Source organism: Rhizobium sp. CCGE531, from assembly GCF_003627795.1.
GTDB lineage: Bacteria > Pseudomonadota > Alphaproteobacteria > Rhizobiales > Rhizobiaceae > Rhizobium.
In genome coordinates, this window is sequence record NZ_CP032686.1 from 374,869 (window position 1) to 390,003 (window position 15,135).

The following is a 15,135-nucleotide window of genomic DNA, read 5'->3' on the forward strand; positions in this document are numbered from 1 at the left end:
AGTGTCGCTAGAATTCCCGGCAGATAGCTATTCGCTGGGGAGATCGAATGGGCAGTTACGCGGATGTCGTCGTCGTTGGGGGAGGCCTGTCTGGCCTTGTGGCTGCCTCGGAACTGATTGAGCGTGGAAAGCGGGTGATCCTCGTCGATCAGGAACCGCGGGCAAGCCTCGGCGGCCAGGCTTTCTGGTCTCTCGGTGGGCTGTTCATGATCGATACGCCGGAACAACGGCGCATGCGAATTCGCGATAGCATCGAACTTGCCCGTCAGGATTGGCTGGGCTCAGCCGCTTTCGACCGGGCCGAGGATTTCTGGCCGCGCGCCTGGGCGGACGCCTATCTCGATTTTGCCGCTGGCGAGATGCGTTGCTGGCTGCACGGGCTCGGCATGCGCTGGTTCCCTGTCGTCGGCTGGGCCGAGCGCGGCGGAAGCCTTGCTCATGGGCATGGCAATTCCGTGCCGCGCTTTCACGTCACCTGGGGCACGGGTCCGGGCGTGATCGATCCATTCGTGAGGCGAGTGCTGGCGGCGGAGAAGGAGGGAAAGATCGAGCTGATGCTTCGTCGGCGAGTGACGCGGCTGATCGGCGATGGCAACGGCATTACCGGGGTGGAAGGCGAGATCCTGGCCGAGGACGATATCCAGCGTGGTCAGCAATCGAACCGCGATGTCGTCGGGGATTTTCGCATTGAGGGCGCTGTGATCGTGGCGAGCGGCGGCATCGGCGGCAATCCGGAGCTGGTTCGCCGCGCCTGGCCCGCCGAACGTCTCGGCCCACCCCCCGAACGGATGCTGAGCGGGGTGCCCCATCATGTCGACGGCTTGATGATCGGCCATGCGGAAGCGGCGGGCGCGCGGGCAATCAACGGCGACAGGATGTGGCACTATACCGAGGGCATCCGCAACTGGGACCCGATCTGGCCGAACCACGGCATTCGCATCCTGCCCGGACCGTCTTCACTCTGGTTCGACGCCGCCGGCAACCGTATGCCCGCCCCCTGCCTGCCGGGTTTCGACAGCCTTGCGACGCTGGAGCATATCTGTAAGCTCGGGCATAGTTACAGCTGGTTCGTGACCACGCAGAGGATCATCAAGAAAGAGTTCGCGCTCTCGGGATCCGAACAGAACCCCGACCTCACCGGCCGCGACATCGGCCTGCTCCTGCGCAGCAGGCTTGGCCGCTCGGCCCCTCCGCCGGTGGAGGCCTTCAAGGAGAAGGGCGATGATTTCATCGTCGCCCAAACGCTGGAAGAGCTGGTCGCCGGCATGAACCGTGTCGGGGATCATCCGATCGATCTTGTCCATCTGCGCAGCCAGATCGAAGCTCGTGACCGCGAATTGGACAATCCCTTCGCCAAGGACGCCCAGATCGTTGCCCTGAGACAGGCGCGTGGTTATCTCGGCGATCGGTTCATGCGCACCGCACCGCCACACCGGATACTGGATCCCAAGGCGGGTCCGCTGATCGCCGTGCGTCTCAACATCCTGAGCCGCAAATCTCTGGGCGGGCTTGAGACCGATCTGAACAGCCAGGCGCTGGGGCACGACGGCGCGCTCATACCGGGGCTGTACGCCTGCGGCGAAGCGTCGGGCTTCGGCGGTGGCGGATACCACGGCTACAATGCGCTGGAGGGCACGTTCTTGGGAGGCTGCATTTTTTCCGGACGCAACGCCGGGCGGGCCGCATGAAAACCGGCGTATTCGTCGCCGGTGTTTGCGATAAAGACTGATCCTGTGCGAGGCCATCGATATAGATGGCGGGCTGCAGCCCCTGGCATAGCATCCGTTCCCATGGGGTGTCCGACGACACTGCGAGGGCATGCAGTCTCGTCGGACGCTGCAATGCTCGGCTCGGGGGTGGCGTCCGAACCGATAGCGGAAACAATAGCGGCCACGACAATTTAGTGAACCTACCCGAATGGACGGCTGGCACGCGCTTCAGCGAGATAAGTCTGCGCCGGGCGATCTTCCGAATAGTTTCCGGTACTCCCGATTGAACTGCGACTGATTTTCATAGCCAACCGCAAAGGCGATGGATCCGATCTTGTCGATGCCCAACTGCAGCCGTCGTCGTGCTTCATGCAGGCGCAGCCGTGTCCGGAATTGCAGGGGACTCATCGCGGTGGCGGCTTTGAAGGCGCGATAATAGGAGGTCTGGCTCATGCCGGCGATATCCGCCAAGGTCGCGACATCGACCGGCTGATCGAAGTTGGCTTTGATCCAGGCGGTCGTGCGGGCAATGCGCGAGAGGTTAGAACTTCCTAATCCGCTTTCGACGACCATGTCGCCGAGGCCACCCTGGATGAGCCTATAGAAAAGCTCGCGTTGAACAAGCGGCGCAAGCGTCTCGATGTCCTTGGGCCGATCCAGTAGCCGCACCAGTCGCTCAAGGGGTTCCAAAATGTCGGCGGTGAGGCCGGCAATTGCGGCGCCCTTCGTCTTGGTCGCCGATCTTCGTTCGCTTTTGTCTGCCACCAGCTCGGCAATGATTGCCGGATCGAGATCAAGCGTTATCGCATAGTGCGGGCGATGAGGGTTAGCCTCGGCAACACGCGCCGTCACCGGAAGATCGAGGACGACGACGAGATAGTCGCTCGGCCCGATTTCAATGTGTTCCCGCTCCAGAATGAGTTCTTTTCGGCCCTGCAGGACGACGCAAAGACGCGGATCGTAAAGGCTGCGGACCGGTTCGGTCGGTGCATCGCTGCGAAAGAGTGTCAAACCGGGAATCGGCGTTTTTTGTTTGGGCACGGTGCAATGAAAGCGCATCAGCTCGATCAAGCTTTGTCGTGTGGTTTCCATCGCTCTTCCCGTCTTCTGGCATTGTCGAGATCAAGATAGGCCAGGATGGTAGGATTGTGCAAAACTTCGAAAGGATCGGCCTAAGCCGCCGCCATTGCCAAGCGTATCTCTTCCGCAAGCGAGATCACCATGACCGCAGCATTTGGAAGGATAAGAGAATGAGAGATCACCGATCGATATGGCTCATCACCGGAGCCTCATCAGGACTTGGACGCGCGATTGCTCAGGCGGTGCTGGAGGCAGGGGATATCGCCATTGCCACCGCACGCAACCCGGAAACGCTCTGGGAACTCGTTGAAAGATTTCCGGATCAGGTCGTTGCCGCGAGGCTTGATGTGACCGATCGCGCAGCCATCGAGCAGGTGGTCGGCGAGGCCGAGCGGCGTTTCGGCCGGATCGATGTGCTCGTCAATGCGGCGGGCTACGGCTATCTCGCGGCGATCGAGGAGGGAGAAGATATGGGGATACGCGCGCAATTCGAAACCAACATTTTCGGTCTGCTTGATGTCGTCAAGGCGGTGCTTCCGGGCATGCGCGCAAGGCGAAGCGGGTGCATCGTCAATCTTTCCTCGCTTGGGGGATTGGTCGCGTTCGCGGCGACCGGATATTATCATGCGACGAAATTTGCCGTCGAAGCGCTTTCGGAATCGCTATCTTATGAAGTCGGGCCGCTCGGCATCAAGGTTCTGATCGTCGAACCCGGTGCTTTTCGCACCGATTGGGCAGGACGGTCGATGATCGAGTCCCCGATCATCATCGATGACTATGCCGGGACGGCGGGGAAGAGGCGGAGCGCAACGCGCGCGGTCTCCGGTTCGCAGCCAGGAGATCCGAAGAAGGCGGCGCAGGCAATCTTGAACGCGGTCAAAGCCGAGCAAACGCCGCTTCGACTTCTCCTCGGGACATCCGCGCTGAAGGTCGCCAAGGCACGGCTGGAGACGCTGAAGGCCGAATTCGAAGCCCTGGCCGAGGTGACGACAAGCGTTGACTTCGAAAGCTGATATCTCGCGCAACCGGCTATTTAAGGTGGTGTCACGTTAACGCTCTATTCACCTTGTGATTAGTAAGGTCCCCTGACGAATGAGAAGGAAGACCAATGAAAAAGATCTTTATTATCGCCATGGCCACGGTAACGCTTGCAGCGCCTTTCGCCAACGCACAGGAATGGCCCCGTCATCATCGTGATCGCCGCGGTGAAGTTCATCGCGAGATGCCGCCGCGAGGTCATGGACGTCCGGGATGGGGGCCATATCGCGGCAGGGACCGCGCAGGCTATTATCACGGCTATCGGGGCTACCGCGATCGCCGGCCCGGCTATCGTCGTCACAATGACGGCTTCTGGTATCCCGCAGGAGCTTTTGCGCTTGGCGCCATCATCGGTGGTGCTTTGAACAACTAAGACGGCGCTCCCAAGCGGAGCGCTTTGCAGAGCGAGATTCATCGTTCACAAATAAGCGAGCGGGCGGCAGACTTCATGCTTGCAAGTCAGCCGCTCGCCGATCGAGACAGTATCACGCTGACAATGGCGTGGACTATGTGAAGATGCGAACCTGCAGCTTCACCATTGCCGTGATCGCGTCGCATATTGACCTGCACGACGCATCATAGAACCAAAAGCCGTGCAGACATTCGCTGTCGCCGTCGAGCATGTTCATCCCCAACCAGATTGTCAGTTGATATTTCACTCACGCACGGTTCCGCTTTGTCTGCGGGCGGCTGCGAGCCGGATCGTGAATTTCATCATCAGGTGGATGATGTTCCGCAATCGTCATCGTCGGCATGGGCTGCCACAACGTACTGACAGCTTCGAAAAGAACGTCTATAATTGTAATGAAACAATATACGCATTGACATGATCCATTGCCTCTTTCACGCTGATGTCATGAATATCCAGCGCGAGAGAGGAATGAAAATCGTGATGGTATCGCTCACGTCGACAGCAAGGCAACGGTGCGCGCCATGACGATGATGGTGACACTGCAGGATATCGAGGCAGCGCAGCGGCGCATTGCTGGGTATGTGCAGCGTACGCCGCTGCGGCCTTCGCACGCACTGTCTCAGCGCGCAGGCGTTCCCGTCCATCTCAAGCTGGAAAACCATCAGCAAACCGGCAGTTTCAAGCTGCGTGGCGCCACCAACGCACTTCTGTGCCTGGACGAGAAGGCTCGTTCGCGCGGGCTGGTGACGGCGTCGACGGGCAATCACGGCCGGGCTGTTGCCCATGCCGCCAAGGCAATGGGTGCACGCGCGACCATTTGCCTGTCTGCGCTTGTTCCCGCCAACAAGGTCGAGGCTATCAGAAGCCTCGGGGCGGATGTTCGCATCGTCGGGCATTCGCAGGATGATGCTATGCGGGAGGTCGAGCGCCTGGCCCGTGAAGAGGGCACTTGTTTCATTCCTCCCTTCGATGATGCCGCTGTCATTGCCGGCCAGGGTACGCTCGGGCTCGAGGTCGCCGACGATCTGCCTGAGGCCATACTTGTCCTCGTGCCGCTGTCGGGTGGCGGGCTGGCTTCAGGCGTTGCCGCGGCGATCAAGGGCCGTCTGCCGGTCGCCAAAGTCGTCGGCGTGTCGATGGAGCGCGGTGCGGCGATGGCGGCAAGTCTGGCGGCAGGTCGGCCGATCGACGTGCGGGAGGTCGAGACCCTGGCGGATTCGCTCGGCGGCGGCATTGGCCTCGACAACCGCCTGACATTCCCGATGTGCCGCGCGCTTCTCGACGATGTGATCCTGCTCAGCGAGGAGGAGATTGCCGCGGGCATCCGCCATGCGGCCAGGATCGAGGGCGAGACCGCCGAAGGGGCGGGGGCAGTCGGGATAGCGGCCTTGCTTGCCGGCAAGATCAGACCCGATGGCCCGACCGTGATTGTCGTTTCCGGGGGCAATATCGATCCGGCAGTTTATCGGGCGATCGTCGATGATCTCAAAGAGGAGGTGGCGCCATGACGCGTGTGCTGATCCTGACGGAAACCGACCTTCGCAAGATCGTCCAGCTTGACAATGATGCCGTCGACTGCGTCGAACAGGCCTTTGCGGCGCTGGCGACAAAGACGGTGGAAATGCCGCTGATCCTGCGGCTGGACATTCCCGCCCATCGTGGCGAGGTCGATGTGAAGACGGCTTATGTGCCTGACCTCGACAGTTTCGCGATCAAGGTCAGCCCCGGGTTTTTCAATAATCCCTCGCTTGGCCTGCCCAGCACCAACGGATTGATGATGCTTTTGTCGGCACGCACCGGCTTGGTCGAGGCGCTCCTGCTCGATAACGGCTATCTGACGGATGTGCGCACCGCCGCGGCAGGGGCCGTGGCTGCGCGGCATCTTGCCCGCCCGGATGCTCGGATCGCTGCAATTCTCGGAGCCGGCATGCAGGCCCGCCTGCAGTTGCGTGCACTCACGCTTGTCCGGCCGATCGAGGCGGCCCGGATTTGGGCGCGCGATCTGGCAAAGGCCGAAAAGCTCGCGAAGGCGTTGACAGTGGAGTTCGGCTTCGCTGTTTCGGCGGAAGCGGATGCCGAGCGCGCCTGCCGCGGTGCCGATATCATCGTGACGACGACGCCTTCGGACAAGCCGATCCTTGATGCCGGCTGGCTGCAACCCGGCCAGCATATCACCGCCATGGGCTCCGACGCCGAGCACAAGAACGAGATTGATCCGGCCGCTATCCTGAAGGCCGAGCCTTATGTCGCCGACAGCCTGAAGCAGACACGGCGGTTGGGCGAACTCCATCATGCGATCGCGGCGGGACTTGTGAGAGGGGACGCCGACTTTCCCGAACTTGGCGCCATCATCTCAGGCCGGGCCGCCGGTCGCCGGTCGCTCGAGGCAATCACCCTTTGCGATCTGACCGGAACGGGCGTTCAGGATACCGCCATTGCCACGCTTGCCCATCGCCGTGCCGTCTCAGCCGGTGCGGGGCAGGCGATCGAAACGACAAAAGCATCAGGAGACCCAGCGTGAGCGAACCGACCCTCAATTTCACCCGCGCCGAATATGCCGAGCGGCTCGGCAAGACGCGCCGCGCCATGGAAAAAGCCGGCGTCGATCTCGTCATCGTTACCGATCCATCCAACATGCATTGGCTTACCGGCTATGACGGCTGGTCTTTCTACGTGCATCAATGCGTGCTGGTGCCTGATACCGGCGAGCCGATCTGGTACGGACGCGGCCAGGATGCCAACGGCGCCAAGCGCACCGCCTATCTCGCGCACGACAACATCATCGGCTATCCGGATCACTATGTGCAGTCCAACGAGCGCCATCCGATGGATCTGCTCTCGAAGATCATCGAGGAACGCGGCTGGGCCAATGCCTCGATCGCCGTCGAGATGGACAATTACTGGTTCACCGCCGCAGCCTATGCCTCGCTCGTCAAGCACCTGCCGAATGCGCGCTTCAAGGATGCCCAGGGGCTCGTCAACTGGCAGCGCGCCGTCAAAAGCCCGACCGAGCTCGATTACATGCGCAAGGCCGGCCGCATCGTCGAGGCCATGCACCAGCGGATCGTCGAAAAGGTCGAGCCGGGCATCCGCAAGTCCGACCTCGTCGCTGAAATCTATGATGCCGGCATTCGTGGCGTCGACGGCTTCGGTGGCGATTATGCCGCCATCGTTCCCTTGCTGCCATCGGGCGCCGATGCGTCCGCGCCGCATCTGACCTGGGACGACAAGCCGATGAAGAGCGGCGAGGGCACCTTCTTCGAGATCGCCGGCTGCTATCGCCGCTATCACTGCCCGCTGTCGCGAACCGTCTTCCTCGGCAAGCCGACCCAGGCCTTTCTGGATGCGGAGAAGGCGACGCTCGAGGGCATGGAGGCAGGCCTTGCCTCCGCCAGGCCCGGCAATGCCTGCGAGGATATCGCCAACGCCTTCTTCGCGGTCCTGAAGAAATACGGGATCGTCAAGGATAACCGCACGGGCTATCCGATCGGTCTTTCCTATCCGCCGGACTGGGGCGAGCGGACCATGAGCCTGCGCCCTGGCGACCGCACCGAGCTCAAGCCCGGCATGACCTTTCATTTCATGACAGGTCTCTGGCTGGAAGACATGGGCATGGAAATCACGGAGAGCATCGTCATCACCGAGCACGGCGTCGAGTGCCTGTCCAACGTTCCGCGCCAGCTCGTGGTGAAGTGATCGGTTGAGATGAACAGCATGACCATTCTCACACGACCATCACCGATCACCCCGACCGTCGATTTCGATCGCGAGGGCATCCAGCACGGCCACTTGAGGCTGCCCTGGTCGCGCGATGCTTCCGCCTGGGGTTCGATCATGATCCCGATCTGCGTCATCAGGAACGGCGAAGGGCCGACGGCGCTTTTGACCGGCGGCAATCATGGCGACGAATATGAGGGTCCCGTTGCGCTCTTCGATCTCGCCCTTACGCTGAAAGCGGAAGAGATCAAGGGGAGGGTCATCATCGTTCCGGCGATGAATTACCCTGCCTTTCAGGCGGCCACCCGCACCTCTCCGATCGACAAGGGTAACCTCAATCGCAGTTTCCCCGGCCGGCCTGACGGCAGCGTCACCGAGAAGATCGCCGACTATTTTACCCGCTACCTGCTGCCGCTGGCCGACATCGTGCTCGATTTCCATTCGGGCGGCCGCACCCTCGATTTCCTGCCCTACGCCGCAGCGCATGCTTTGCCGGATAAGGGCCAGGAGAAGGCCTGCTTCGATGGCGTCGCCGCGTTTTCCGCGCCCTATTCCATGCGGATGATCGAGATCGATGCCGTCGGTATGTACGACACGACGGCCGAGGACATGGGCAAGGTCTTTGTGACCACCGAGCTTTCGGGTGGTGGAACCATATCGGCGCGCACGGCTTCCATTGCCAAGCGCGGCGTTCTGAACGTCCTGAAGCACGCGGGAATCGTTGCCGGCGCACCGGAGGTCGAAGCGACGCAATGGCTCGACATGCCGTCGTCGGATTGCTTCGTCTTTTCGGAGGCCGATGGGCTTTTTGAGCCGCTCAAGGATCTGGGCGATACAGTTGTTCGGGGCGAGATCATCGCCCGCATCCATCCGATCGGCCGCACCGGATCCGAGCCCTTTGATTATCGGGCGGCGCTGGACGGCGTTCTTGCCGCACGTCATTTCCCCGGGCTGATCAAGACCGGGGATTGCCTCGCCGTCGTCGCGACTTTGACGGAAGGCCCCTGAATTGCCGCGCCGCGGCAGCGCGGCGCGGATCACCACCCCGCTAACGGCAAAGATCCGGAAAACCGGACAGCCGATAACGGACTTCAACCACAGAGGAGTGAACGATGAGATCGAATTTTTACCGCAGCCTCGCCGCTATGGGCCTCACCATCGGCCTGGCCGCATCAGCCCACGCCGCCAGCCTCGAACAGGCCAAGAAGGATGGCTACATCCGCGGTGCCAGCGCCAATGAGGTTCCCTACAGCTATATGGACGAGAGCGGTGCCGCCAAGGGCATCGGTCCCGATGTCGCCGCTGCCGTCCTGAAGTCGATGGGCGTCAAGGAAGTCGATTGGACGGTGACGCCGTTCGGATCGCTGATCCCCGGCCTGAAGGCCAAGCGCTTCGATTTCGTTGCCGCCGAGCAGAACATCTTACCCGAACGCTGCAAGCAGGTTCAATTCACCACGCCGAACTCCAGCTATGGCGAGGGACTGCTGGTGCCGAAGGGCAATCCGAAGAAGCTGCATTCCTATGAGGACATCAAGAAGGATCCGTCACTCAAGGTCGCGATCGTGTCGGGCGCCGATCAGCTCGACTTCTTCCACGGCATCGGCATTCCGGAATCCCAGATCGTCATGATCCAGGCGAATGCGGATGCGCTTTCCACGATCCAGACCGGCCGCGCCGACGCCTATGCGGCAACCGAGCTGACCGTCGCCAAGCTGGTTCAGGGCAGCACGAATGTCGAGCATGCGGAACCGTTTACCGATCCGGTGATCGCAGGCAAATCGGTCAGAAGCTATGGCGGTTTCGATTTCCGGCCTGAGGACAAGGATCTCTACAAGGCGTTCAACACCGCTCTTGAAGCCTTCAAGAAGACCGACGACTACAAGAAGATCCTGATGTCCTATGGCCTCAGCGCCGAAAGCGTCGAGGCTGCACGCACAAAGAGCACCGAAGACCTGTGCGCGGGCAAGTGACCCTATCGATAGTCGAGAACGACTTGGCGGCCGTCTGCGGACGATCGCCAGGTCGTTCGGCCCCTTCCATCCTGGAACGGAGGTGACCCGGATATGAGCTGGACACACTATCTGCCGGCACTGCTGAAGGGCGCGGAGGTGACGGCGCTCATTGCCATCGCCTCGATGTTTCTTGGTGCGATCCTCGCCTTTGCCGCCGGCCTTGCGCGCTTTGCCGGAGGACGCCTGCTGTCCTCAATCGCGATCGTCTATATCGAGATCTTCCGCGGCACATCGCTTCTGGTGCAGCTTTTCTGGCTCTATTATGCATTGCCGCTGATCGGGATCTCCTTCGACCCGATCACCACGGGCATCGCCGGTCTGGCGCTCAACATCGGCGCCTATGGCGCGGAAGTGGTGCGCGGAGCCCTCCAGTCCGTTCCCGATACGCAGCATGAGGCGGCGCGAGCGCTGAATTTCAAGCAGGGCCAGACGCTCTTCCACATCGTCCTGCCGCAGGCCGTGGTCGAAATGATGCCGGCCTTCGGCAACCTTGCCGTCCAGAACCTGAAGGATACGGCATTGGTGTCGCTGATTTCGATCAGCGATCTGACCTTCCAGGCGCAGCAATTGCGCAACATCACGCTCGACAGCGTGACGATCTACTCGCTGACCCTCGTCGGATATTTCATCATGGCGCTCATTCTGGTTGCCTTCATGCGCTGGCTGGAGACTGTTCTTCGCCGTGGCGTCGCTTTTCCCGGGAGGGCGCCGGCATGATGTATGGCTTCACCTGGGACACGTCGACGACGCTGTCCTTTGCACTATCGATCCTGCCGATCCTTGGCATCGGCCTGATCGTCACGCTGGAGGCGGCAGCCGCCGGCTTTGCGATTGCGCTTGTTCTCGGCCTGGTCTTCGCTTTGCTGCGGCGCAGCCGCTTCGTGGCGATCTCCTGGCCGACGGCTTTCGTCATCGAGTTCCTGCGCGATACGCCGCTGCTCGTCCAGCTCTTCTTCCTCTACTACGTCCTGCCGATCTACGGCATCGTGCTGCCTGCCTTCCTGACCGGTGCGCTGGCGCTGGGGTTGCAATATTCCGCCTATACGTCGGAGGTCTATCGCGGCGGTCTGGATGCGGTGCCGCTTGGGCAATGGGAAGCTGCGACGGCGCTCAATCTCGGGCGCGGCCGCACCTACTGGGATGTCATCATCCCGCAGGCCATTCCGCGCATCATTCCGGCCATGGGCAACTATCTCGTCTCCATGCTCAAGGAAACGCCGGTCCTGTCCGTCGTGACGGTGGTCGACATGCTCAACCTTGCCAATCTCATCGGGGATCGGACGTTCGAGTATCTGGTGCCGCTTTCCCTCGTCGGCCTGATCTTTCTCATCCTCACGCTCGTCTGTTCGGTGGCCATCCATTGGCTCGAAAAGGCGTTGCCGAAAAACGGAATTGCTCTGAGATGACGCAACCACTGATCCGCTTTCAAGATGTGACCAAACGCTACGGCCACCTCACCGTGCTCGACAATTTCTGCTTCGATGTCGCGCCCGGCGAGAAGGTGACATTGATCGGCCCTTCCGGCTCCGGAAAATCGACGGTCCTGCGCATCCTGATGACGCTCGAACCGTTCCAGGAGGGAACCCTGCATCTGGCTGGCATGTCCTATCATCAGGAAAACGGCGGGGGCCGGTTCCTGGCGAGTGAGGCGCATCTGCGCCAGATCCGCACCCATGTCGGCATGGTGTTCCAAAGCTTCAATCTGTTTCCGCACATGACTGTGCTGCGCAATGTCGTCGAGGCACCGACGCGCGTGTTAGGACTTGGGCGGGCGGAAGCCGAGTGCCGCGCTGTCGACCTCTTGCGCATGGTCGGGCTTTCGGAGAAGAAGGATCAATATCCGAGCCAGCTTTCCGGCGGCCAGCAGCAGCGCGTGGCGATCGCCCGCGCGCTTGCCATGCGCCCAAGGGTCCTGCTCTTCGACGAGCCGACATCGGCGCTCGATCCGCAGCTCGTCGGCGAGGTGCTCGGCGTCATCCGCGATCTCGCGCATGAGCATGATCTGACCATGCTGCTGGTCACGCACGAAATGCGCTTCGCCCGCGAAGTGTCCGACCGTGTCTGCTTCTTCGACAAGGGCCGCATCTGCGAGCAGGGCAAGCCGGAAGAGATATTCAGTGCGCCCAAGGAAGACCGCACCAAGGAGTTTCTGCGCTCCATCCTTTGACGGGATTGAGCTGCGGCAAGGCTAAACGATCGAGCCTACGTCGAAGACGGGAGGCAACTGCTCGAAGGTGCCGCGAACAGTTTCGAGTGCCGAGCGAAGGGCGGAGTGCGACAGGCGGCCGCCGAGGCAAATGCGAATGCCGCCAACCGGCCGCTCTCCACCGGCGACGAACGGATCGGATGGCGTGACCGCGACACCCTTGCGGGCAAGCGCGCGCACAAGGCCCTCCTCCGTCCAGCGCTCCGGCACCGAAAGCCATGCGCAAAGCGACAGGGGATGAGTGCCTGCAACAAACGAGGCCAGCACTTCGGAGACGATCGCCTGCCGTGCCTGGGCCTCGCTTCGCTGGACGGCAAGCAGGGCCTCCGCCGTCCCATCCAGAACCCAGCGCGACGCCATTTCCGCCACGACATTGGTGGCGCTCCATCCGGTAACGCGCAGGATCGAGGCGGCGCGGATCGAATAATGGGCCGGCACGACGAGATAGCCGATGCGCAATCCGGTCATGACGGACTTCGTGAAGCTGGTCACGAAGAAGCCGAGCTCCGGGATGAGATCCGGCATGGAGGGAAGGGGTTCCCGCAGCATCGGCTTGTAGACCTCGTCCTCGATGACGAAGATGCCATGCCGGCGGGCAATGTCGGCGATTGCGCGCCGGCGTTCGGCTCCCATCACGTGGCTGGTGGGATTGCCGAGCGACGAGACGATGACGAGCGCCGTCACGTCGCCGACTGCGCAGGCGGCCTCGAAGGCTTCGGGCAGGATACCCTCATGATCGGTCGGAAGACCGCGCAGCGTGAAACCCAGAACATTGGCAAGACCGATGATGCCATGATCCGTCAGGTTTTCGGTCAAGACCACTTCGCCGGGCCGAACGACCGAGGCGACGGCAAGGAAGAGACCGTGCGCCGCGCCATTCGTGATCAGGATCCGGTCGGGGTCGGCCTTGACCGACAGACCTGAGAGCCAGACCTGCGCTGCGGCGCGATGGGCATCGAGGCCGGCGATCGGCCGGCAGGGCCGCATGAAGCTGCTATTGTCGCTTTCGGCCAGCGCCTGCATGAGTTCGCGAGCCGATCGCTCATGCGCCTCGGTATAGACGGCCCGGATGATGGAGAGATCGGCGCTGCCGCTTGGATCGCGATCGAGCATGAAGCTGTCGGCGCGTTCGGTGACGCGGCTGCGCACGAAGGTGCCGCGCCCGACTTCGCCGCGCAGATAGCCGCGGCGTTCGGCCTCCTTATAGCTGAGGCTCACGGTCTGCACTGAAATTCCGAGCGCATGGGCGAGATCGCGATGCGTCGGCATCTGCGCGTGAACCGGCAGGATGCCGTCATCGATATCGGCGATGATCTTGTCGGTGAGCAGCTTGTGCTTGGTCACGCCCTTGCGATGCTGAAGGGCGGGTTTCCAGGCGGCATTGTCCTGGTCTTTTGAATCATGACGATACATGGATTGATCCGGTACAATTATCGAGATCCATGTACACCATCCGTTGCCGGATGGCGATGACCGAATGAGATCGGGCGGCGCATTGTCAACAACGGGCCGCCCGATCGTCTCGCAAAATGGAGCTGTCTTTCCCGCCGGTGAGTCTGATCAGCGGTTTGAAAGTACGCTTTCGATGGCGCCCGTAGCCGCCTTGACGACGGTATCGGCTTCTTCGCGGGTCAGGCATAGCGGCGGGGCAAAGCCGAGGATGTCTCCCTGCGGCATGGCACGGCCGATGACGCCGCGCTCAAGCAGCGCTGCCACCACCTGCGGGCCGATCTTCTTCGCCGGGTCGAAGAACTTGCGGTCGTCCTTGTCCTCGACGAATTCGACGGCTGCCATCAGCCCATCGCCACGGACGTCGCCGACATGGCTGTGGCCACCGACAGCCTTGGCAAGCTCCGAGCGGAAATAGGCGCCGGTCGAGCCGGCATTTTCGACGATGCCGAGTTCATCGACCAGCTCGAGATTGGCGATGCCGGCGGCCGCGCAGATCGGATGCGCGGAATAGGTCCAGCCATGGCCGATGGCGCCAAGCTGGTCGGATCCCTGCACGAGCACCTGCCACATCTTATCGGAGACGATGCTGCCCGAAAGCGGCGCATAGGCCGACGTCAAACCCTTGGCGATAGTGATGAGATCCGGCTTCATGCCATAGTGATCGGAACCGAACATCGTGCCCAGACGGCCGAAGCCGGTGACGACTTCGTCAGCCACGAGCAGCACATCGTATTTGTCGAGAACGGCCTGGATCTTCGGCCAATAAGTCTTCGGCGGCGGGACAATGCCGCCGGTGCCGAGGATCGGTTCGCCGATGAAGGCGGCGACCGTTTCCGGACCTTCTGCGAGGATCATTTCTTCGAGCCTGTCGGCGCAATGCTGCGCGAACTGCTCCTCGTTCATTGACCGGTCGGCGCGGCGGAAGAAATAGGGCGCTTCGGTATGAAGAATGGGCGCGCGCGGCAGGTCGAAGGCCTTGTGGAAGAGTTCGAGGCCGGTGAGACTGCCCGTCATGACGCCCGAGCCATGATAGCCGCGCCAACGGGAGATGATCTTCTTCTTTTCCGGACGCCCGAGGATATTGTTGTAGTACCAGATGAGCTTGATATTGGTCTCGTTGGCGTCAGACCCGGAGAGGCCGAAATAGACGCGGCTCATGCCTTCGGGTGCGCGGTCGATGATCATCTTCGACAGCGTGATCGAGGCTTCCGTGCCGTGTCCGACATAGGCGTGATAGTAGGCGAGGTTCTTTGCCTGCTCGGCGATCGCATCGGCGATTTTCTGCCGGCCATAGCCGACATTGACGCAGTAGAGACCGGCAAAGGCGTCGAGGCTCTTCTTGCCGTTGGTATCGGTAATGTAGACGCCTTCGGCGCCGGCGATGACGCGGGTCGGGGTTTCGCCGCGCGCATGCATTCCCATATGGGTCGAGGGATGGAAGAAATGGTCCCTGTCCCAGGCGTTCAGTTCGTTGCGCTTGTCCAGCATGATACTTTTTCCTTGTGCTGA

At 61.6% G+C, this 15,135-nt stretch carries 13 protein-coding genes and 1 pseudogene; 11 read left to right on the forward strand and 3 right to left on the reverse strand.

The features are described 5' to 3' along the window. Positions 1-47: 47 nt before the first annotated feature. The gene (locus tag CCGE531_RS28040) at positions 48-1,688 is read left to right on the forward strand and encodes an FAD-binding dehydrogenase (RefSeq protein WP_120669962.1); all 1,641 of its coding nucleotides are present in this window, start codon (positions 48-50) and stop codon (positions 1,686-1,688) included. Between the two features lie 249 nt (positions 1,689-1,937). Here CCGE531_RS28040 and CCGE531_RS28045 read toward each other — a convergent pair whose 3' ends face one another. Then, a complete protein-coding gene (locus tag CCGE531_RS28045) occupies positions 1,938-2,801 on the reverse strand; it encodes an AraC family transcriptional regulator (RefSeq protein ID WP_120669964.1) in 864 nt (287 codons plus the stop codon). A gap of 158 nt (positions 2,802-2,959) precedes the next feature. On the opposite strand from CCGE531_RS28045, the gene CCGE531_RS28050 reads away from it, so the two are divergent. From CCGE531_RS28050 to ehuA, 10 genes and pseudogenes are all read left to right on the forward strand, one after another. Next, positions 2,960-3,802, forward strand: a complete 843-nt coding sequence (locus tag CCGE531_RS28050; RefSeq protein ID WP_120669966.1) for an oxidoreductase — start codon at positions 2,960-2,962, stop codon at positions 3,800-3,802. 119 nt (positions 3,803-3,921) lie between these two features. Further along, a pseudogene (locus tag CCGE531_RS34950) lies at positions 3,922-4,191 on the forward strand (BA14K family protein); the annotation flags it as partial. Positions 4,192-4,760: 569 nt separating this feature from the next. Beyond that, on the forward strand, positions 4,761-5,747 hold the full coding sequence (gene eutB, locus CCGE531_RS28060; RefSeq protein WP_245459424.1) for a hydroxyectoine utilization dehydratase EutB: 987 nt from the start codon (positions 4,761-4,763) through the stop codon (positions 5,745-5,747). Continuing rightward, positions 5,744-6,760 (forward strand): ectoine utilization protein EutC, encoded by a 1,017-nt coding sequence (gene eutC / locus CCGE531_RS28065; RefSeq protein WP_120669968.1) that lies wholly within the window; start codon positions 5,744-5,746, stop codon positions 6,758-6,760. Before eutB ends, eutC begins: the two co-directional genes overlap by 4 nt. Beyond that, the gene (gene doeA, locus CCGE531_RS28070; protein ID WP_120669970.1) at positions 6,757-7,935 is read left to right on the forward strand and encodes an ectoine hydrolase DoeA; all 1,179 of its coding nucleotides are present in this window, start codon (positions 6,757-6,759) and stop codon (positions 7,933-7,935) included. The genes eutC and doeA overlap by 4 nt, the downstream gene beginning before the upstream one ends. Positions 7,936-7,944: 9 nt before the next feature. After that, entirely contained in the window at positions 7,945-8,964 is a 1,020-nt protein-coding gene (doeB, locus tag CCGE531_RS28075) for a N(2)-acetyl-L-2,4-diaminobutanoate deacetylase DoeB (protein ID WP_120669972.1), read from the forward strand. Between the two features lie 104 nt (positions 8,965-9,068). Further along, the gene (gene ehuB, locus CCGE531_RS28080) at positions 9,069-9,926 is read left to right on the forward strand and encodes an ectoine/hydroxyectoine ABC transporter substrate-binding protein EhuB (RefSeq protein ID WP_120669974.1); all 858 of its coding nucleotides are present in this window, start codon (positions 9,069-9,071) and stop codon (positions 9,924-9,926) included. Positions 9,927-10,019: 93 nt separating this feature from the next. Continuing rightward, positions 10,020-10,685: an ectoine/hydroxyectoine ABC transporter permease subunit EhuC gene (ehuC, locus tag CCGE531_RS28085; protein WP_120669976.1), complete on the forward strand. Its 666-nt coding sequence runs from the start codon at positions 10,020-10,022 to the stop codon at positions 10,683-10,685. Beyond that, the gene (gene ehuD / locus CCGE531_RS28090; RefSeq protein ID WP_120669978.1) at positions 10,682-11,374 is read left to right on the forward strand and encodes an ectoine/hydroxyectoine ABC transporter permease subunit EhuD; all 693 of its coding nucleotides are present in this window, start codon (positions 10,682-10,684) and stop codon (positions 11,372-11,374) included. The genes ehuC and ehuD overlap by 4 nt, the downstream gene beginning before the upstream one ends. Beyond that, positions 11,371-12,135 carry an ectoine/hydroxyectoine ABC transporter ATP-binding protein EhuA gene (gene ehuA, locus CCGE531_RS28095; protein ID WP_120669980.1) on the forward strand — a complete coding sequence of 255 codons (765 nt, stop codon included), beginning with the start codon at positions 11,371-11,373 and terminating at the stop codon, positions 12,133-12,135. Before ehuD ends, ehuA begins: the two co-directional genes overlap by 4 nt. 21 nt (positions 12,136-12,156) lie before the next feature. On the opposite strand, the gene CCGE531_RS28100 is transcribed toward ehuA, so the two are convergent. Together CCGE531_RS28100 and CCGE531_RS28105 are read right to left on the reverse strand one after the other, a co-directional pair. Beyond that, on the reverse strand, positions 12,157-13,587 hold the full coding sequence (locus tag CCGE531_RS28100; RefSeq protein ID WP_120669982.1) for a PLP-dependent aminotransferase family protein: 1,431 nt from the start codon (positions 13,585-13,587) through the stop codon (positions 12,157-12,159). A gap of 147 nt (positions 13,588-13,734) precedes the next feature. Continuing rightward, positions 13,735-15,114, reverse strand: coding sequence for an aspartate aminotransferase family protein (locus tag CCGE531_RS28105; protein ID WP_120669984.1), 1,380 nt, complete (start codon positions 15,112-15,114; stop codon positions 13,735-13,737). Positions 15,115-15,135: the final 21 nt, after the last annotated feature.